We start from the raw sequence: 20,927 nt of genomic DNA, 5'->3' as shown, positions 1-20,927 counted from the left end.
GACGCTCACTCATTGGCTTCACTCTTCTCTGCAGCAGGCGACGAATCCTGGATCTGTGCGAGTAGGTCGTCCGACGAGAGCCCCTGGATCTCCGCAAGAAGTTGCGCGAGAAGCTCCGGGTCGGCTGACTGCTCCATACCTTCGGCGATGGCCGCCAGATCAAAGTCCGCGCCGATGTCCGAGTCGTCCGACGGGGTGTTCCATTGCTGAAGCAGTTGGCGACGTTCCTGCTCGGTGAGGATGGAGAACTGGGCCAGTGGAGCCTCGGGCGACTCGACCATCTGGGCGCAGAGGTACCGGAAATGCGCCATTACCCGGTCGATCGTCTCCCCCTCGAAGCGCCGCGGGTCGTACTGCACGGTCATGTGCAGTTGCTGGCCCCGCAGCACCACGACGGCGCCCAACGGATAGTGGATCCGCTCCTCCGAGCGCTCTGGCTTGGTCAGCCGCAGTGCGGTGTCGCGCGGCTGCTCCACCGGATAGTTCTCGAACACGAACAGGGTGTTGAACAGCTCGGCACCGGAGGGCAGCCCGCTCCAGCGCTGCACCTGGTCGAGCGGGCTGTATTCGTACTGCCGCAGCTGGAAGTTCTGCTCCTGCAGGCCCCGCATCCAGTCGAGCCGGGTTGTCTCCGCGGGCACGCGGACGCGCAGCGGCAGGGTGTTGATGAACAGGCCGCTGGTCCGCTCGACCTCGGGGACCTCCGCGGGCCGTCCCGAGACCACCATGCCGAAGACGACGTCCTCCGTGTCCTCGTAGCGGCTGAGCATCAGCGCCCAGCAGCCCTGCATGACGGTGTTGAGGGTGAGCCGGTGACGCTGGGCGAGCTCCTGCAGACGGAGGCTCTCCTCTTCACCGAAGAGCAGGCTCGTCTCGACGTGCTCCCTCGTCTCCGCGGCCGCCGCCACGTCGTGCCGCTCGATGCTCAGGGGGGCGGCTTCCTCGACCCCTTGCAGCATCCCGCGCCAGTACTGCTCGGCCTCCTGCATGTCCTGCTCGCCCAGCCAGGCCACGTAGTCCCGGTAGGGGCGCACCGGTTGGGCGATGTCCTGGCGGCCGTGGCTGAGCGCCTCGTAGCACTGCACGACCTCGGACAGCAGCAGGGTGTAGCTCCAACCGTCGAGGATGGCGTGGTGCATGCTCAGGACGAACTGGTAGTCCTCGTCGCCGGTGCGGGCCAGCAGCATCCGCCACTGCGGGATCTCGTACGGGTCGAAGCCCCGGATGCGGTCCTGCTCGAGGTAGTCGTCCAGGCGCTCCCGCTGTCGCTCGGGCGGGTCGGACCGCCAGTCCTGCACCTCCAGCGGCACCGGGATCTGGCGCCAGACCAACTGCATCGCCTCGTGTGAGGGCATCGACCAGAAGCTGGTCCGCAGGATCGGGTGGCGCCGCATGACCTCCGCCCAGCTCTGGCGGAAGATGTCGACCTGCAGATCCAGGTCGACGTCGTGGATCATCTGGACGTGGTAGAGGCCCTGACCCTGGGCGAACTGGCTCTGGAACCACAGGCCCTGCTGCAGCGGGGTCTGCGGGTAGACGTCCTCCAACGGGCGGGCCAGCTCGCTGTCCGTCCACACGGGCAGCACCCGCAGCTGGTCGACCAGCTCGTTGATCTCCGCCTGGTTCAGGCCGCCCACCGGCAGGTCCGACGGGCTGTAGCCGCTGACGTCCGGCCGACGGGCCTCACCGGCAAGCCGGTTGAGCACCTCCAGCGCCTGCCGGGCCACCCGCTCGACCGTCTCCTGCTGGTGCGCCGCCTCGCCGTAGGTCCACCGCATCCGCAGCTCGCCGTCCTGGACAAGGCTCACGATCTCGATCGGATAGGGGCGGTGGTTCTCCCCGGCGATGTCCGAATCGACGGCCTCGTAGGCGGCGGCGAAGCTGTCGGCTCCGTCGAAGGCTCCGAGGTGGTTGAAGCTCACCTGGGCGGCGGGAGCCTGCTGGAGCGGGGCGGCGGCGTCGGACTGGCTGTTGAGCAGCAGCCCGTAGCCGATGCCCTGCCGCGGCCGCCGGCGCAGCAGCTCCTTGATCTCCTTCAGCCCCTCCACCGGGTCGGCGGCGGACGGCACCGGCAGCCGCACCGGCGAGATCGTCGTGAACCAACCCACCGTCCGCGACAGGTCGATGTCGTCGAACAGGTCCTCCCGACCGTGACCCTCGAGATCCACCCGCACGTGCGAGCCCTGCGTCCACGACCCCAGCGCCGCGGCGACCGCCGTCAGCAACACGTCGTTGATCCGCGTGTTGAACGCCGCCGGAACGTCCTGCAGCAGAGCGTGCGTCTCCTCCCGGCCCAGGCTCACCTCGCACACCCGGCTGCGACCGAGTGTGTCGTCACCGTCCGAGCCGTCCAGCGGAAGCGGCTGCGTGGGCTCGACCTGCTCGAGCCAGAACGGAAGCTCGCCCAGCGTCGTCTCGCTCGACGCCTCCTGCCGCAGCCGGCCCGCCCACTGCTGCCACGAACTCGACTTCGCCGGCAGCGCCAACTCCTGGCCCTGCCGCACCTGCTCCGACAGCGCCGCCAGATCCTCGAGAATCACCCGCCACGACACCACGTCCACCACCAGGTGGTGAACGGCCAGCAGCAGCCGGTTCCGACCATCCTTGAGACCCGTGAACAGCACCGGCCGGAAGAGCGGAGCCTCGGAGAGGTCCAGGCTCCCCTGAACCTGCTGCGCGATGTCCAACAGCTGGTCTCGTTGGGCCGGCGCGAACGAGAGGTCGTAGACCTGGCACGTCATCGCCTTCGGCGGTGCGGCCAGCTCGGCCTGCCAGCCGTCCTCGCCCCGGACGTAGCGCGCCCGCAGGCCGTCGTGGTGCTCCACCAGCCGCAGCAGGATCCGCTGCCACTGCGACGGCGTCAACTCCGCGGGCACGTCCAGCAGTACGGACTGGTTGAAGTGCTCCTGCCGGTCGAACTCCTGCGCGAAGAACCACCACTGGATGGGCGTCAACTCCACCCGCCCCGTCACCAGACCCTGCTCGGCCTGCACACTCGCCGCGTCCTGCCGCACCACCACATGGCTCAGCTCGGCGATCGTCTGGTACTGGAACAACTGCTTGACGTTGACGTGCAGACCGGCCTGCTTGGCCCGGAAGATGACCTGCAGGCTCAGGATCGAGTCGCCGCCCAGCGCGAAGAAGTTGTCGTGGACGCTCACCCGGTCGGCCGCGCCCAGCACGGCCCCCCAGATCTCCGCCAACTGCTGTTCGACGAGATTGCGCGGGGCGGTGTACTCCCCGATGCGAGCAACGGCGTGCTGCTCCCAGGGAATGGCGGCGAGGGCCCGCCGGTCGATCTTGCCGCTGGAGTTGAGGGGTAGCTGGTCCAGACGGACGAAGACCGTGGGCACCATGAAGCTGGGCAGTCGCTCGTTCAGGAAGGTCTGCAGGTCTTCCGGCGACAGCTTCTCGGGCGAGCCGACGTAGGCGATCAACCGTTTGGTGTTCGCCTCCTCGTGCACCAGCACCGTGGCGCTCTCCACCTGGGGGTGCTCGACCAGCGCGCTCTCGATCTCACCCAGCTCGATCCGGAACCCGCGGATCTTCACCTGCTGGTCGATGCGCCCGAGGTATTCGATGTTCCCGTCGGGCAGGTACCGCACCAGGTCGCCGCTCTTGTACAGGCGGCTGCCGGGCTCCCCGAAGGGATTCGCGACGAACATCTCCGACGTCAGCTCCGGGCGGTTCAGGTACCCGCGCGCGACACCGACACCGCCGAGGTACAGCTCCCCGGGCACCCCGATCGGCACCGGCTGCAGGTAGCGATCGAGGACGTATGCCTCGACGTTGGGAATCGGCCGGCCCATGTGCAGCACGTCGAGGTTCTCGTCGATGCGCGCCCCGGTGACGATGACGGTCGTCTCCGTGGGGCCGTAGACGTTGAAGAACGTACGCCCCGGCGCCCAGGTGCGGACGAGTTCCGCCGAGTACGCCTCACCGCCGACGACCAGGGTGCGCAGGTGCGGAAGGTCGGCCTTCGGCAGGGTGGCCAGCGCAGCCGGCGTGAAGTTCAGGTTCTCGATGGCCCGCTCGACCACCACGTCGTACAGGTCGGAGCCGATCATGTGCAGGCCCCGCCTGGGAATGTAGAGGGTGCCGCCCTTCAGCAGCGGCATGATGATTTCCCAGACCGAGAAGTCGAAGCTGTAGGACGCGACCTGCAGCACGTGCTGCCGCCGGGCGAAGCAGTCCTGCTCGCGCTGCCAGGGCACGATGTGGTTGATGCCGCGGTGCGCCACCATCACGCCCTTCGGCTGACCGGTGGAGCCCGAGGTGTAGATGATGTACGCCAGGTTCTCCGGAGTCAGCCCGGTCCGCGGAGCCTCCCGGGACTCCTGGGCCACCGACGACCACTCGGTGTCCAGGCTGAGCGTGGGAACGCCCTCCGCCGGCAGCCGCTCCTCAAGGTGCGACTGCGTCAGGATGAGCTTCAGCCCGGCGTCCTCGATGAGGAAGGACAGCCGCTCCGGCGGGTAACCGGGGTCCATCGGCACGTACCCGCCGCCGGCCTTCAGGACGCCGAGCAGGCCGACGAGCACCTCGGCCGAGCGCTCCATGCACAGGCCGACCAGCACCTCGGGGCCGACCCCCTGCTTCTGGAGCCAGTGCGCCAACTGGTTGGCACGGCCGTTCAGCTCGGCGTATGTGAGCTGCTCCTCCTCGTACACCAGCGCGATCGAGTCCGGCGTCCGCCTGGCCTGCGCCTCGAACGACTCGTGGAGGTACTCCAACTGCGGGGTGTCGTTCGTACGGGCGCCGCCCCACTGGTCGACGAGCTGCGCGCGTTCGGCCTCGGGCAGCATCAGCAACTGCTGGACGCGCTGCTCGGGCTGCGCCAGGGCCGACTCCACGAGCACCTGGTAGTGGTCGGCCATCCGAGCGACCGTGCGCTCCTTGAACAGGTCCGTGTTGTATTCGAAACCCAGCCGGAGCCCCTCGGCCTCCTCGCGGACCATGAGCACGAGGTCGAAGCGCGAGATGCCCAGGCTCATGCCCTCTTCGACGAGGTCGCGCATCCAGGGCGCCGCCTGCACCGAATCCGGCGCGTGCTCCAGCAGCGGAATGCTCTCGTCCGCGACCATCACCTGGAAGATCGGGTTGTAACTCAGGTTGCGCTCCGGCCGCAGCGCCTCGACGACCCGGTCGAACGGGATCTCCTGGTGGGCCTGCGCGTCGAACAACTGCTTGCGCACCTGCAGCAGCACGTCGGAGAAGCTGGGGTTGTCCCGCAGGTCCACGCACAGGGCGACGGTGTTGACCAGGAAGCCGATGACCGGCTCCAGCTCGACGCGGTGCCGGTTGGCGATCGGCACGCCGATGACCACCACGTCCTGCCTGCTGTAGCGGGCCAGCAGCACCGCGGCGCTGGCGAGCATCGTGAGGTAGTTCGTTACCTGCGCCTCGCCGCTGAACTGCTTGATCTTCTCGGTCAGGTCGGGAGAGAGCTCACGCCGCAGGAACGACCCCTGGTACCGCTGCACCTCGGGGCGCGGGAAGTCCGTGGGCAGGGTGAGCAGGTCGGGAGCCTCGGCCAACTGCTCCTTCCAGTACGCCAGGTGGAACTGGATCCACTCCTCGCGTAGCCAGTTCTGCTGCCACACGGCGTAGTCGGCGTACTGGACCGCCAACTCGGGCAGCGGGTTGGGCGCGTCGTTGGCCAGCGCGTGACACAGCTCGAGGAACTCCTGACCGAACAGGCCGATCGAGTAGCCGTCGAACACCGTGTGGTGCGCGTTGAACACCAGCAGCTGCTCGGTGTCCGAGAGGCCGATCAGCATGCTGCGCAGCAAAGGCCCCCGCGCCAGGTCGAAGGGCTCCGCCCACTGCCTACGGATCTCCTCCTGGGCCCTGGAGACGCGCTCGTCGGCGGCGACCGTGGAGAGATCGAGTACCGGCAGCTCGACCTGCCAGTCGTCCGCGACGATCTGCCAGACCTGGCCGTTCTCCTCGCGGAAGGTGGTACGCAGGGTCTCGTGCCGGCGGATCATCTCGTGCAGGCCGGCCTCGAGCACACCCCTCGGTACGGCGGCCGAGACCGGGATGAGCCAGTTGATGGTGTAGAGGGTGCTGCCCGGGTTGAGCCGGTCGAGGAAGAAGAGCCGCTGTTGGTCGAAGCTCGCCGGCATCGCCCCGTCCCGGGGCACAGCGGCCAGCGGCGGCAACTGCAGCGGCTGCGCCTCCTGCTGGAGTCGCTGGAGCTCGGGCCCGATCCGGGCGATGGTCGGGAGGTCGAAGAAGGTCCGCACGGGAAGGTCGACGGAGAAGACCCGGCGGATACGCGCGGCGAGCTGCACCGCGAGGAGGGAGTGGCCGCCGAGCTCGAAGAAGTCGTCGTGAATGCCGATGGGGCTTCGCGACAGGACCTGTTCGTAGATCGAGACCAGCAGTCCCTCGGTCGTGGTGCGGGCCGGCGCGTAGGCGCCCGAGCCGACCGGCTGTGGGGCCTGCGTCAGCGGCAGGGCCCGGCGGTCCAGCTTGCCACTCGACGTGACCGGCAGGTTCTCCAGGACGACGAGATCGGCCGGCACCATGTAGTCGGGCAGCCGCTCCTGCAGGTACGCCTTGATCTGCGGGAGCAGGAGATCCTCGATCTCGGCCCGGAGCGGGTGGTTGGCGTACCGCTGCCAGTCGGGCTCGTCCTCACTCGCGGCCGGCTCGATCCGCTCTTCCTCGTCCACCTCGACGCACTCGGCATCCGCGCGCCGCAGCAGGACCGTGTAGCTGCCGTCCACACCGTGGCGGCCCCAGTTGATCGTCGCGTCGTAGCCGAGCTGCTCGGCCAGTTCCCAGACGTCCTCCGGGTCCACGCCGTCGGCGGGTGCGGCCTGCGCCCGCCACGCCTCGACCGTCTCCCGGCTCGAATCGCCCTTGAGCCAGCGCAGGGTGTGCGTCGCCGTGACGACGCGCGCGTTGGGCACGTCGCGCAGTCGGAGCCGGTCAGGCCGGTCCCGCTCCAACATCTCGCGCAGGCCCGCGAGGGTCAGGCCCGCCGCGGACCAGTCCTGCTCCGGGGCGGCCGGCGGCTCGGGGGCCTGGTCGGCGGGGACCGGCTTCCCGACGTGCAGCACCACCTGGTACCGGAACTGCGTCAGCTCGTTGAGGTGACGGCCGCGCTTGAGGCGGATCTCGACCCGGGAGATGCGGCCGGTGCTCGCCGCCCAGTCCCGGAAGAAGGACGGGTCGAGCGTCAGCTCCTTCTCCTGCTGTACGCGCTGCTGCACCCGCTGCCAGAGCTGCTGGCGGGACGTCGCGTCCGACGCGCGGCCGACTTCCACGGCGGCGGCGAAGGCCTCCAGCAGCGGGAGGCTGCGCACGTCGCCGACGATGATGCGCCCGCCGGGGTCGACCCGTTCCAGGGCGCCGTTCAGGACACGCACGAGGTAGTGGATGTCGGGGAAGTACTGGATGACCGAGTTGACCAGGACCGTGTCGACGGCTTCGGTGTGCAGGTCAGCCAGGTCGTCGGCCTGCCGCTGGAGCAGCGTGACGGAGTCCCGGAGCTGCGGCATCCCGTCCAGGCGCCTGCGGACGGACTCCAGCACCGAACGGGAGAAGTCGGTGCCGTAGTAGCGGACGCAGTCGGGGGCGAGCGGAAAGAGCAGCAGGCCGGTGCCGCAGCCGATCTCCAGCAGCGACTGCGGCCGGTAGGCGCGTACCAGGGCCAGGGTGTCCTGCCGCCATGCCTCCATCTCCTCCAGCGGGATCGCCTGGCCGGTGTAGCTGCTGTTCCAGCCCGAGTAGTCGGCGCCGTCCTCGGTGGGCGCGACCTCCAGCTCGTCGAAGGCGTCGTAGACCTGCTGCCAGTGCTGCAGCCGGTCGTCGAGCAGTCCCGCCTCCTCCCCTTCGACCGCGGACTGGGTACGCAGCGGGTCCAGCACCACGAAGGAGATGAGGGAGGCGCCGCCGGGCTGGTCGGTACGCACCAGCGTCGCCGCCGTCTTGACCACGGGGTGCCGGCTCAGCACGGTGTCGATCTCGCCGAGCTCGATGCGGTAGCCCCGGATCTTGACCTGCGAGTCGGTCCGCCCGAGGAACTCCATGTTCCCGTCGGCGCGCCACCGGGCCATGTCGCCCGTCTTGTAGATGCGGGCGCCGGGTTGGGCGCTGAAGGGCGAGGCGATGTACTTGCCGGCGGTGAGCTGCGGATCCTGGGCGTAGCCGAGGCTCAGGCAGTCGCCCCCGATGTAGAGGTCGCCCGGCACGTCGATCGGACAGGGCTGGAGGTTCTCGTTGAGGATGTAGTAGCTGGCGTTCTGGATCGGCTTGCCGTACGGGATGCTGGTCCAGGCGGGGTCTACCTGGTGGACCGGGAAGAAGTTGGACCAGACCGTCGCCTCCGTCGCGCCGCCCAGGCCGATGACCTGGACGTTGGGGAACGCGGCCTTCATGATGTCCGGCGAGTTCACCGGGATCCAGTCGCCGCTCATGAAGATCAGGCGCAGCGAGTTCGACACGACCTGTCCCGCCGCGTCGCCGCTGGCGGGCAGGAAGGGCACGATCTGCATGAGCGCGGCGGGCGCCGAGTCCCAGAAGGTGATCGGCTCCGTCGCCAGGATGTCCAGCAGACGCGTCGGCTCCTTGATGTCCTCGCTCGACGCCAGACGGATGGAGCCGCCGGCCGCGAGGACGCCGAAGATGTCGTAGACGGAGAGGTCGAAGCTCAGGGACGTGATGAACAGCAGCCGGTCGTCGGGGCCGACGGCGAACGTGTTGTTGACCCACTCGATCAGGTTGATCGCGGCGTGGTGCTCGACCATGACCCCCTTCGGGGTGCCGGTCGAGCCGGACGTGAAGATGATGTAGGCGAGATCCTGCGAGGAGCCCTGGAGCGGCAGGTCGTCCTGCGGCATGCCGACGATGTCGGCCGGCGCGTGCAGCCGGTAGGGGTGCGGCTGCAGGGGCTCGGAATCCTCGTCGGCGTCGTCGAGGTACACGATGTGGGCGAGCGCGGGCAGCGGATCGGCCCCGAGGAGCGCGGGCACCAGGGCCCGCTGCGTGAGGATGCAGGTGATGTCCAGCGAGTCGAGGATCCCGTGCCAACGCTTGACGGGGGCACTCGTCTGGAGCGGAACGTAGATGCCGCCCGCCTTCAGGATGCCCAGCAGGGCCGGGATCATCTCCATGGCGCGTTCCATCAGGATCGCGACGTGGACCCCGGGGCCGACACCCAGGCCCTTCAGGTAGTGCGCGATCTGGTTCGCCTGCCGGTTGATCTCGGCGTAGGTCCAGCTCCGCTCGTCGAAGAACAGGGCCGGAGCGTCGGGCGACCGCCGCACCTGCTGCTCGAACAGCTGATGCATGCAGAGTTCCCGGCCGTACGGCTTCTGCGTGTCGTTCCACTCGTAGACGAGCCGCGCGTGCTCCTTGGCCGTGAGCACGGAGATCTGCCCCAGCACGGCATGCGGAAGCCGGACCAGCTCCGAGCCAACCTGGCGCAGGTGCCCCAGCATCCCCTCGACCGTCCCGCCGTCGAAGCGCTGGGTGTCGAAGTGGATCGTGATCGCCAACCGCTTGCCGGCAGTGACGACGACGTTCAGCGAGTAGGGGACGCGGAGCTCCTCGCGGCGCCTGGCCATCGCCAGGGATCGGCCGGACTCCTCCTGGACGCCCGGCTCGACGGAGACGACGCTCTCGAACAGGGCGTTGCCCGAGCCGATCTCGCTCCACTGCTGGATCAGCAGCAACGGGCTGTGTTCGTACTGCTGGACCTGGGCGTACTGGGTCTGCAGGGAACGCATCCACTCGGCCCACGGCATGGACTGCGACACCCGGACACGGATGGGCAGCGTGTTGATGAGCAGACCCACGACCTGCTCGACTCCGGGCAGGTCACCGGAGCGACCGGACACGGTGGCGCCGAGGACGACCTCCGTCGCCCCCGTGTAGCGGCTCAGCAGCAGGGCCCAACAACCCTGGATCATCGTCTCGAGCGAGAGGCCGTGCTGCTCCCCCACCGCCGACAGGCGGGCCGTCTCCTCCTCGTCGAGCAGAAGACTGACCTGGTCGTAGTCGGACAGGGACGCCTCGACGCCCGGCTCCCCGCCGGCGGGGGCTTTCCGCTCCATCGGCAGCGGCGCGGCCGGTGCGACCGATTCCAGTTCGGCGCTCCAGTAGCGCTCGGCCTGATCGACGTCCTGGCGGCCCAGCCACTGGACGTATTCCTGGTACGGCGTCGCCGGCCGCAGGTCCAGCGGCTGCTCGGCCGTCAGGTGGCCGTAGTACGACTCGACCTCACGAAGAATGATCGCCTGGCTCCACCCGTCGAGGATGATGTAGTGGAGGCTCCAGACGATCTGGTAGCTGGCCTCGTCCAGCCGGGCGACGTGAAGTCGCCAGAGCGGCGGCTCCTCCAGGGAGAAGCCCTTCGCGAGGTCCTGCTGCTTGTAGGACCGCAGTCGGCCCCGCTGCTCTTCGACGCTCAGCCCGCGCCAGTCCTCCATGGTGAAGGGAACGTCCACCCGTTGGAGCACTGCCTGCACCGGGGTTTCGCTCTGCAGGTCGCGGAAGCCCGTGCGCAGCGCGGCGTGGCGATCCATGACGTGCACCCAGCTCTGGCGGAACGCGTCGACGTCGAGCTCCTGATCGACCTGGAGCTCCACCTGCACGTGGAAGAGCCCTGGCCTGCCCCCGAAGTCGCTCTGGAACATGACCCCCTGTTGGGTGGGAGTCATCGGGTAGCGTGCTTCAACGATTTCCTCGCTCATTGCGGATCGGACACCCTTTGCTGCCGAGTTCCACCTGCATTCCAGGCGGACCTTTGGATATGCCAATGAGTCGCGGACCGTCTGTCGGCGGCGGTCATCGTCGTATCGGGCTGACCCCTGCCTATCGGCAGCCGGCCGGGATTAGTTGAACCCAGCCACCACCGTGGACGCTGAAGCCGGAGGGCACACCCGCCTCTACGGCGCTCAGACGGCGAGCAAATCAATGCCTTTTTCGAGGCCGCAGCAGGTGGGACTCGTCAGCGTCGGGTGATTGGCGATATTCGCCTTTACGGTCGACGGGTACGGGTCGATGCAGATGTCCCCCCAGACGTCGTCTCCCTCATGATGTCGATATCGCTACACCGCAAGGGACGCAGTAGCGCGGGCGACGTCAATAGGTCCGCGTCGGTGGCGTGCGCCGAGACCACATTGACGGGGATGCCACCCCATCTGCCGACGAGGAAAGCCGTCCTGCCTGCGAGACGTGGCGCGCCCTGCGTCATGGGGCAACTCTATGGCGAGCCGCAGGAAGAGCGGCACGGCTCATGTGGCTATACCCGATCGGCACGAGAGCGCCCAGATCGGCGAGTAACTTGTAGCCATCTGGCTATGTTGACGGCCACCGTTCGGCGCCCGATCGAGCCGTACCCGCGCCGGTCTTGCCGGATTTGCACGGACGCACCCGATCATTGGGTGCGGGAACCGGCACGACCGTCAAAGCAGACATCACAGGCGACCACGCCGCGACCGTCGAACAGGGGACCACGGAGCACCGAAACAATCGCGGTCATTCCGCTTTCCGTCACACCCGTCCGAGCTTCACTTCCGGAATCGACGGAACGATGACCGCCATGGGTGCGGCGGCCTCAACGCCGGCCACCCTACCCGAGCTTAAATGCCCGCGACAAACGGGCCACCGGAAAATGTACGGGGGCCGAACCAAACTCGCACGGAATGTCGCCGCCGTGGGCGGCCGAGGGCGAACCCTCGCCGCCGCTCGTGGCCGCCCGCCAGGAGCCACCTGTCAATGCCGCGCTCGTGGGCGCTCGTGAATGACCCGCGCGGCTTCCGTCGACCGGACGGGCACGCGGTGACCGATCAGGGCGGCCGCGGCGGCGAAACCAAGCGCACCCCCGGCCACGGCCGGCAGGATCGCCACTATGTCGCCGTCGGACACCTTGGCCCCCAGGCCGCCGAGCTGGCGCGCGTCCTCGCCATTGACATAGACGTTGAGAATTCCGTGAAGCGCGCCGGCATCGGTGACCAGGCGCCCCCGGACGCCGGAGTACCGGGCGTCCAGGTCGGTCAGCAGGTCCGCCAGGGTCTCCCCGGCGGCCTCGACGGTCGACGCACCGCCGGTGTAGCTGCGCAGGATCGTGGGTACGCGAACTTCGATCGGCATGACGGCGTACTCCTCAGTGGAAGCGACGAGGAGGGGCGGCCGACGACGAGGGCCCGAAGCGCGGCGCAGCCACTCGTGATCGACCTCGTCGGACGCCGCGCGAATCCTCGGGACCGCGCCGCGCGCCGAACGGGGCCGCCGGCGGCCCCGTTCGCTCGTCGCGCCACCCCTTTCGTCCCTCAACGGTCCCACGACGGAGCTTCAGGCGAACGCTGACCATTCGGGCAGCCCGATCGGCGTCACCGGGACACCGGAGGTCACGCCACGATCAGGCCGGGAGGTCCGCCGGGGGCCACGGTGCGGGGAGCCGGGGGTGCCGGGGCGGATCTCACGCCTTCTCGAGCAGGCCCCGCTTGATCGCCACCGCCGCGGCCAACGTCCGGTTCGAACAGTTCAACTTCAACAACACACTCGCCACCAGCCGCTTCACCCCATGCTGACTGATCAACATCCGACGAGCGATCTGCTTGTTACTCAACCCCTCAGCCAACAACACCAACGTCTCACGCTCCCGCGGCGTCAACCGCACACCCTCCACCCGCTCCTGCGACACCGCCCCACGCGCCCGCTCCAACAACCGATTCGCCAACACCGCCGGCATCGGCACCTCACCCACCAACATCCGACCCAACGCCTGCCCCAACGCCTCCCGCGTCACCTCGTCCTGAATCAAAAACCCATTACTCGGCAACCGCGTCACCGCATCCAGACACGCCCCACCACGACCGATCAGATGCAGAATCCTCACCCCCCGACGATGCGCCGCCTCAACAACCCCATCCAGACTCCCCACACCCACGTCCTCACACGCCACAACCAGCACGTCAAAAGAACGACCAGCAGGAAACCGCTCCAGATCCGCCACCACCGCATGCACCTCAGCCACCAGATCAAGCGAGCCGAGCATGTCGTGGAGACCCCGACGCGTCACCTCGTTGTCGGCGAGGACGAGGACGCTACAGCCAACCTGAGTCTGGGCGAACGGACTTCCGACACGTTCCACGTCGACCAGCTCCCCCATAGCAACACGCGACGAACAGTGCGCGCCATGCCGGCCACAGAGTACGCGAGGGGCCTACAAGGGACCGAAGGGTAGAGAATGGACATCCGTTCAGCCCGCCACGGCCGTCGGCCCTGGTCAGCGCTGGGCACACCCGTTTGGACAAGGGCCGGGCCGCCTGAGTGGTCAGTTGTAACAACCATTAGGACTATGTTACGGAGAGCAAGCGGCCGGCCCGTGTTCCGACCGCGTTCACCGGGCCGCCTACGGCGCGGCGACGACGCCGCGTCACACCCGGGCCGTCGGCGGCCGCCTCACCCGTCCTTCGTGCACGGCCGACGTACGGGCGACGGGGTGCCGTACCGCCTGTCCTCCTCGGAGTCGCTCGGGTGCCGGTCGATCTCCCTCGGCACGTCGGACGGCGAGCTGAACGCCTCCTTGATGTTCGGCACGCAGAGCAGGGTCAGGCGCTTCCGGTCGGCGATCCCGTTGGCGTCGAACCGGAGCAGCCCCGTCACCCCCTGGTACGCGGGGTTCGCCACGTCACGGATCGCGACGTACACGCTGGTCGGGCTGATCGCCGTCGGGTCCCACTCCCGGCCGGCGGAGCCGGCGAGGTTGCCGGCGATGCTCTGGACGGCCGCCAGGTGCAGCCGGGTGGCGTCGTACGCCAGGCCCACCCGCTCGCCGATCGGGCTGTTGGGGCTGCACATCGACAGGATCTCCCGCACGTCGCTGAGGAAGGACCGCCGCTCGACGTCGTTCGCGCCGAAGAGCCGGTGGCAGTACGCCAGCTCGCCCTTGGCCACGTACGCCAGGGGCAGGTTGTCGGGGGCGACGGCCCGCGCGGCCGCGTTGGCGAGGTACCGGTTGACCGAGTCGTCCCCGATCAGCTGCGGCACCCGGCCGCTGCACGCCTGCGCGAGCTTGCTCGCGAACGCGCCGAACTCCGTGTAACGCCCGCCGAAGAAGACCACGCCGTCCGGGTACCTGTCCGCGCAGACCGGGGTGAGGTCGACGCCGTTCCGCCAGTACGTCTCCTGGTAGTTCCCCTCGCCGAACTGGGCCCGGAGTCCGTCGCGGAGCGTGTTGACGTAGAGGTCGTCCTGCGCGCCCACGCCCGGGTCGACCCGGCCGAACGTGTAGTAGTTGAAGATCTTCTTCTTTCCGAGCACCCGGGTGGCGTGCTCATGGACGAGCGTCGCCTCGTCGATGTTGGGCGCGGAGATCTGCAGGTACCTGCTCGACGCGTCCGCGATCCGGTCGGCCGACAGGGTGGGCGCGAGCACGGGCAGGTCGAGGTTGCCCAGCGCCCGGATCGCGTCCTGGACCGCCTTGCGGCTCTCCACCAGCCCGACCACCCCGAGCACCGTCGGCTCCTCCGCGGCCAGCGCCGACAGCATCCGCACCACGTCGGCGGAGTACCTCATCTCCTGGCCCGCGTTGGCCACCACGATCCGCAGGTACGGGTGGGCCGGGTCGTTGTTGGCCTCGAGATAGGCCCGGCTCTGCGCCGCCGCCATGCCCTGGAGCTCCTCCCGCTCGCCGGCGAAGGTCTCCTCGCCCGGCAGGGCGTCGGGCTTGGTCAGCGAACCGAAGTAGACCAGCGTGACCCGGGGGTGCGTCTTCTTGACCCGCCAGGCGGCCTCCACCTTCCGGTTCTGGTCGAAGATCCTCCGCTGGACGTCGAGCAGCGACTCGTCCGTACTGAACATCTGCCGCTCGGAATCGCTGTAGCCGACGCACTGGCCGTCGCGCACCGCCGTGCGGACGAGGCCGCCCGAGGCCGTCGGCGGCCACTCGCAGCCGGCCCGCAGCCTGCCCACCTGGTCGGGTATCTGCCAGACGCCGACAGCGGCCAGGACGACGGCCGCCACCGCGACCAGCGCCACCGGCCGGGCCAGCCACGGCGGCTTCGGCGGCACGATGCGGGACAGCCGGTGCCGGTACGGCGTGAGGTCGGCCGGCGGGATCTCCACCTGGAGGTACCAGGCGTTGTCCTCCCGGGCCCGGCGGGCCCGGGGCAGCCCGCTGCGCCAGGCCCGGTACGCCCCCTCCACCCCGTCCAGCGGCACCAACTGGCCGGCGACCGCGGGGTCGGTCGGCGCCAGCCCGTCCGGCGGGACGTCGTGGCTGTCGGTGACGACCAGCAGCGGGTCGGACTGGCCGGTCTCGTCGCGCACCGCGTTGATCAGCCTGACCAGGGCGTACCCGCCGTTGTCGGGCGCGATGTCGTCCAGCAGGAGGACCGGGCACGCGGTGCGCCGCCACGACTTCAGCCGCCAGGGCCAGCGGCGGTAGTCGACGCGCAGGTCCTGCAGGAACGCATGGACCAGCAGCAGGTCGATCTGTTCCTGATCCTCGGTCTCCCGGGACGGGACCGTCAACCGGCTGGCGAAGGTGAAGAAGTCGCCCGCCGCGAGCTTGGGCGCGAGGTACTGCTGGCGCATGAACCAGCGGAACCGGCGGCCCGCGCCGAACAACCAACCGGTGGTCAGCAGCCAGAACATCAGCCCGGGAAGGACACCCAGGGCCAACCACAGCAGCAGGCCCGGCCAGCCGCCGACGTCGGGCGGCGCCTGCTGGCCGGCCCAGGGCGCCCGCTGCCAGATGCTCTGCCGCAACTGCCGGGCCAACTCCCGGCGCCGCCGGTTCGTCGGCACCCCCGAGAGGTCGACCTGCATCAGCCCGTCGGCGAGCGCGTAGTGGCGGAACCGCAGCCGATCCGCGCCGCCGAAGTTCCCGGCCGCCAGCCCCGTGTACGCCTCGTGCAGCAGCGTGCGCACGTTTTGGCCCGCTGCGCTCATCCGGACGTGCGGGACCCGGCGCTCCTCGCCGGCGAACACGTGCGCCATCATCGCCAGCGGCGAGCCGGCCCCCGGCCGGGAGACCAGACACAGCAGCGGCAACTGCCAGCCATTGCGCATCGGCCGCAGGACCATCGACTCGACCAGCTCCACCAGCCGGTGGAACTCCGCGTAGACCCGCCTGCCCCACTCGGGGAACCTGTCGTCCGTCATCTGCTCCCGTTCCGTTCCGAGGCCACCCGCAGAACGCGGATAGGTCGGCCCAGGCGAGAATGGAGCGCCGCGCCGGGCACGAAGCGCCGGAATGCACCAGGGCGCACGCCTTCGTGCCGCCATTGTCGCAGTGAAGCCGGCCATTGGATCGTAACGCGGAACACTGTCGCCGAGGGGCGGCCGGACATCTCCCTGACATCGAGGGTCAGCGGATCCGGCACCGCCCGCCGGAACACCGGGCGGCCGCCCTTCGTCGATGTTCGGCTGGCGCCGGAGGGCGAACCGAGGCAGCCGGAGGGAGATCGACCGCAGGACCGCCGTCACGGACTGCGAGAATTGAGCGGACATCACCCGAACGGAGACGCGACCCCGATGGCAGACCTGCCCGACGACCTACGGAACAGCATGGCGTCGGCGTTGACGTCGGCGCGCGCCGAGGTGCTGTCCGCCTCGGTGCGCCGGCTCATGGACGAGTACCGGTCCGGCCGGGTGGGTCACAGTCCCATCCTCACGTCCACCACGGACGTCACGGCGTACGCGGCGTACCGGATGCCGGCCACCTTCGCCGCCGTCCGCGCGGCGCTCGGCCAGCTCGCCGAGGTGGTGCCGGACTTCCGGCCCCGTCGCCACCTGGACGTTGGCGGCGGCACGGGGGCCGCGACCTGGGCCGCCAGCCAGGTCTTTCCCGGTCTGGAGTCGGTGACGGTGCTCGACCAGGTGAGCGAGGCGCTCGCGTTGGGCCGCCGGCTGTCGGCCGGGGCCGGCCACCCCGCGCTGCGCTCGGCGACCTGGCGCCAGTGGCGCTTCGATCCGGACGGCGAGCTGCCCGCCGCCGACCTGGTGACCGTCTCCTACGTCCTCGGCGAGCTGCCGGCGGCGCACCGGTCGGCGCTGGTCGCCCAGGCCGCGGCGGCCGGCGCGCTGGTCGTGGTCGTCGAGGCCGGCACGCCGGCCGGCCACGGACGGGTGCTGGACGCCCGGTCGGCGTTCGCCGACTCGGGGCACACCGTCCTGGCGCCCTGCCCGCACCAGGGGACCTGCCCGCTGTCCGGGACCGCGGACTGGTGCCACTTCGCCGCCCGGGTCAACCGCTCTGCCCTGCACCGGCGCTTGAAGGACGGGCAGCTCGGCTACGAGGACGAGAAATTCTCCTACGTCGCCGCCGCGCGACGGCAGCCGCTGCCCGTGGCCGGCCGGATCCTGCGGCACCCGACCTTCCGCAAGGGTCTGGTGACCCTCCAGGTCTGCGCACGCGACGCCGGCGCCCGGCAGGAGTTGGTCTCCAAGCGGCAGGGGGACAGCTACCGGCGGGCGCGGGACGCCGAGTGGGGCGACGTCTGGCCGCCGACGGACTGAGCACTTCCGGGAAGGCGGCAGGAGCCACGGCCGACCACGGCGGCGCCCTGGTCAGACGGCCGGCGGGTGACGCGCGCGCCTGAGCCCGTCCGGGTGCCGGGCGGCGGCGTCGGGCCCGGATGCGCAAATCCAGCCTTGCCAGACACAGCGGGTTGCGAGGATGTGACTGTCGGCGTGGTGCCGGCGCGGCGACCAGCGACCGCCACTGTCGGATCGGGGAGAGGAACATGAGCCGTAGGAGCACGATCGGCGTCCGGTCGGTGACCGACGCCCTGGGTATCGAGCGGGAGGCCCAGAGCCGCAGATCGCAGGGGTTGGCGCGGTTCCTGGGCTGGTTCAGCCTCGGCCTGGGCGTCGCCACCCTCGCGGCGCGGCCGCGGGTGAGCCGGCTCTGCGGTGTCGACGACTCCCGCCCCGCGCAGGCGGTGCTGCAGGCCGCCGGGCTGCGGGAACTGGGCCACGCCGCGGTGCTGCTGATCCCGCGCCGGACGGGCTGGGGGGCGTGGACGCGGGTCGCCGGCGACGTCGTGGACCTCGCCGCGAGCACCACGGCCATGCGGAACCGGCGGGGCGACCGGCGGAACCGCCTGATGTACGCGACCTGGGCGCTCGCCGGGATCACCGCCGTCGACCTCTACGCGGCCATCCAGGTCACCCGGGGCAGGAAGATCAACGCGCCCAGCCGGGTGCAGGCGTCGGTGACCATCAACCGCAGCGCGGCGGACGCGTACCGGTTCTGGCACGACTTCGAGAACCTGCCGCGCTTCATGTCCCACCTGGAGTCCGTCCGGACGATCGGCGACCGGCGGTCGCACTGGACGGCCAAGGCCCCGGGCGGCAGGCGGGTGGAGTGGGACGCGGAGATCGTCGCCGACCGCCCCAACGAGATGATCACGTGGCGCTCGGTCGACGGCGCGACCGTACCCAACTCCGGGTCGGTGCGGTTCGTGCCGGCGGCCGGCGGGCGCGGCACGGAGGTCCGGGTCGACCTGGAGTACGCGCCGCCGGGCCGGATGTTCGGCGCGGCGCTGGCCAGGATCTTCGGCGAGAACCCGCAGCAGCAGGTCTGCGACGACCTGCGGCGGTTCAAGCAGGTGATCGAGACGGGCGAGATCGCCCGCTCGGACGGCAGCCCCGACGGCACGAACATGCAACAGCAGATCAAGCAGCGTCCGGCGCAGCCGCTGGCGATGCCGCGCGCGTAAGAGGAGGACGCGATGAAAGCCACCTGCTGGATCGCCCCGAACAACGTGGCGGTCGAAGAGGTACCCGAGCCGAAGATCCTCAACCCGCGGGACGCCATCGTCCGGATCACCTCCGCGGCGATCTGCGGCTCTGACCTGCACCTGATCGACGGCTTCGTCCCCACGATGAAGAAGGGCGACGTGCTCGGCCACGAGTTCATGGGCGAGATCGTGGAACTGGGCCACGGCGTACGGGACGGCCTGAAGGTCGGGGACCGCGTCGTCGCGGCGTTCCCGATCGCCTGCGGCAACTGCAGCTCGTGCCAGCGCGGCCTGTACTCCATCTGCGAGAACTCCAACCCGAACGCGGCGATCGCCGAGATGGCGATGGGCCACGCCCCCGGCGGCATCTACGGGTACTCGCACATGCTGGGCGGGTACGCGGGCGGTCAGGCGCAGTACGCGCGGGTGCCGTACGCCGACGTCGGCGCTCTCAAGATCGAGGACGACCTGCCCGACGAGAAGGTGCTGTTCCTGTCCGACGTGCTGCCGACCGGCTACATGGCCGCCGAGATGTGCGACATCAGGCGCGGCGACATCGTCGCCGTGTGGGGCGCGGGGCCGGTGGGCCAGTTCGCCGCCCTGAGCGCGTTCCTGCTCGGCGCGGAGCGGGTCATCGTCATCGACCGGTTCCAGTACCGGCTGCGGATGGTGCGGGAGAAGTGCGGCGCAGAGATCATCAACTACGAGGAGACGGACGTCATGGACGCGTTGCGGGACATGACGGCCGGCCGCGGCCCGGACGCGTGCATCGACGCCGTCGGCACGGAGGGGCACCACGCGTCGGCGGCGCTGTACGCGTACGACCGGGCCAAGCAGGCGGTGAAGTCGGAGATCGACCGGCCACACGCGCTGCGCGAGGCCGTGCTGAGCTGCCGCAACGGCGGAACGGTCTCCGTCATCGGCTCGTACGGTGGGTTCATCGACAAGTTCCCCATGGGCTCGTTCATGAACCGCTCGCTGACGATGCGTTCGGGCCAGGCCCACGTGCAGCGCTACTGGCGGTCGCTGCTGGAGCGGGTCCGCAAGGGTGAGATCGACCCGAGCTACATCATCACGCACACGATGCGGCTGGAGGACACCCCGCACGGCTACGACATCTTCAAGAACAAGCAGGACGAGTGCCTGAAGGTGGTGCTCAAGCCCTAACGACCGCGACAGAGCGACAGCAGGTCCGCCGCCCCGGGCAACGCCGCCCGGGGCGGCGGGCCGTCCTCGTGGGGGCCGGGACGGCGGCACGGCCGTCGGCGCCAATGGAGGTAGGCGGTGGGGGCCGGGACGGCGGCACGGCCGTCGGCGCCAATGGAGGTAGGCGGTGGGGGCCGGGACGGCGGCACGGCCGTCGGCGCCGCCGGATGCGGGCGGACGCGGGTTCGCTACAGGCGGGGGCCGGCGCGCCGGGTCCGCGGCACGCGGAAGACTGACCGGATGTCGTCGACGATGCTGGTCGCCGGCCCGAAGCTGGCCGTGGCGCTCGTCCTGCTCACCGCCCTGGCCGCGCTCGTGGCGACCGTCGGACGGCTCGGGCACGGCCGGCAGATCGCCGTCGCCGCCGTCCGAGCCGCCGTCCAACTCGGGGCGGTGTCACTGCTGATCGCCGCCATCGTGGCGTCGCTGTGGGCCACGGCCGCCTTCGTCGCCCTCATGTGCGCGGTCGCCGCCGGCACCTCGGGCCGGCGGATCACCGCCGGGGCGTGGGGCTGGTGGGCGGCCGCCCCGATCGTGGCGGGCAGCCTGCCGGTCGTGGCGGGGCTGCTGCTGGCGGGCCTCGTCCCGGTACGCGGAATCGCGATCATCCCCGTGGCGGGCATCCTGATCGGCGGCGCGATGACGGCCACCTCGCTGGCCGGCCGCCGCGCCCTCGACGAGCTGACCGACCGGCGCGGCGAGGTGGAAGCCGCCCTGGCGCTGGGCTTCCTGCCACGCGACGCCGTGTTGCTGGTGTGCCGCGACACGGCGGGACAGGCCCTGATTCCCGCGCTGGACCAGACCCGCACGGTGGGCCTGGTGACGCTGCCGGGGGCGTTCGTCGGGGTGCTGCTCGGCGGGGCGGGCCCGCTCGCGGCCGGCGTGACGCAACTGTTCGTCCTCGTCGGCCTCCTCGCCGTCGAGGCGGTCGCGGTCGTCCTCACCGTCGAACTGGTCGCCTGCGGCCGGCTGCGCCCGGCTCCGTCGTCGAGGCGGACGGAGCGGTGATCG

8 protein-coding genes are annotated in these 20,927 nt (G+C 70.0%); 4 read left to right on the top strand and 4 right to left on the bottom strand.

Features of this window, described 5'->3' with window-relative positions:
* Positions 1-5 precede the first annotated feature (5 nt).
* The 4 genes from ABGB16_RS07615 to ABGB16_RS07600 all read right to left on the bottom strand — a co-directional run bounded on the left by ABGB16_RS07615 (position 6) and on the right by ABGB16_RS07600 (position 16,128).
* Positions 6-10,706, bottom strand: coding sequence for an amino acid adenylation domain-containing protein (locus ABGB16_RS07615; RefSeq protein WP_347667248.1), 10,701 nt, complete (start codon positions 10,704-10,706; stop codon positions 6-8).
* 1,024 nt (positions 10,707-11,730) lie between these two features.
* A complete protein-coding gene (locus ABGB16_RS07610; protein ID WP_347667247.1) occupies positions 11,731-12,108 on the bottom strand; it encodes a MoaD family protein in 378 nt (125 codons plus the stop codon).
* Between the two features lie 328 nt (positions 12,109-12,436).
* Positions 12,437-13,129, bottom strand: coding sequence for a LuxR C-terminal-related transcriptional regulator (locus ABGB16_RS07605; protein WP_347667246.1), 693 nt, complete (start codon positions 13,127-13,129; stop codon positions 12,437-12,439).
* Positions 13,130-13,422: 293 nt separating this feature from the next.
* A complete protein-coding gene (locus ABGB16_RS07600; protein ID WP_347667245.1) occupies positions 13,423-16,128 on the bottom strand; it encodes a hypothetical protein in 2,706 nt (901 codons plus the stop codon).
* Positions 16,129-16,500: 372 nt separating this feature from the next.
* Here ABGB16_RS07600 and ABGB16_RS07595 point away from each other — a divergent pair, with 372 nt between their 5' ends.
* The 4 genes from ABGB16_RS07595 (at position 16,501) to ABGB16_RS07580 (ending at position 20,924) form a co-directional block, all read left to right on the top strand.
* Positions 16,501-17,484: a small ribosomal subunit Rsm22 family protein gene (locus ABGB16_RS07595; RefSeq protein WP_347667244.1), complete on the top strand. Its 984-nt coding sequence runs from the start codon at positions 16,501-16,503 to the stop codon at positions 17,482-17,484.
* Between the two features lie 227 nt (positions 17,485-17,711).
* Complete coding sequence (locus ABGB16_RS07590; protein WP_347667243.1) at positions 17,712-18,689, top strand: SRPBCC family protein; 978 nt, start codon at positions 17,712-17,714, stop codon at positions 18,687-18,689.
* A gap of 12 nt (positions 18,690-18,701) precedes the next feature.
* Entirely contained in the window at positions 18,702-19,877 is a 1,176-nt protein-coding gene (locus ABGB16_RS07585; protein WP_347667242.1) for a zinc-dependent alcohol dehydrogenase, read from the top strand.
* A 279-nt stretch (positions 19,878-20,156) separates the two neighbouring features.
* On the top strand, positions 20,157-20,924 hold the full coding sequence (locus tag ABGB16_RS07580; protein WP_347667241.1) for an ABC transporter permease: 768 nt from the start codon (positions 20,157-20,159) through the stop codon (positions 20,922-20,924).
* The last annotated feature ends 3 nt before the right edge of the window (positions 20,925-20,927 follow it).

Source organism: Micromonospora sp. B11E3, from assembly GCF_039871625.1.
In the GTDB taxonomy this organism is placed as follows: domain Bacteria; phylum Actinomycetota; class Actinomycetes; order Mycobacteriales; family Micromonosporaceae; genus Micromonospora.
This window is presented reverse-complemented; position numbering and strand designations above follow the sequence as displayed.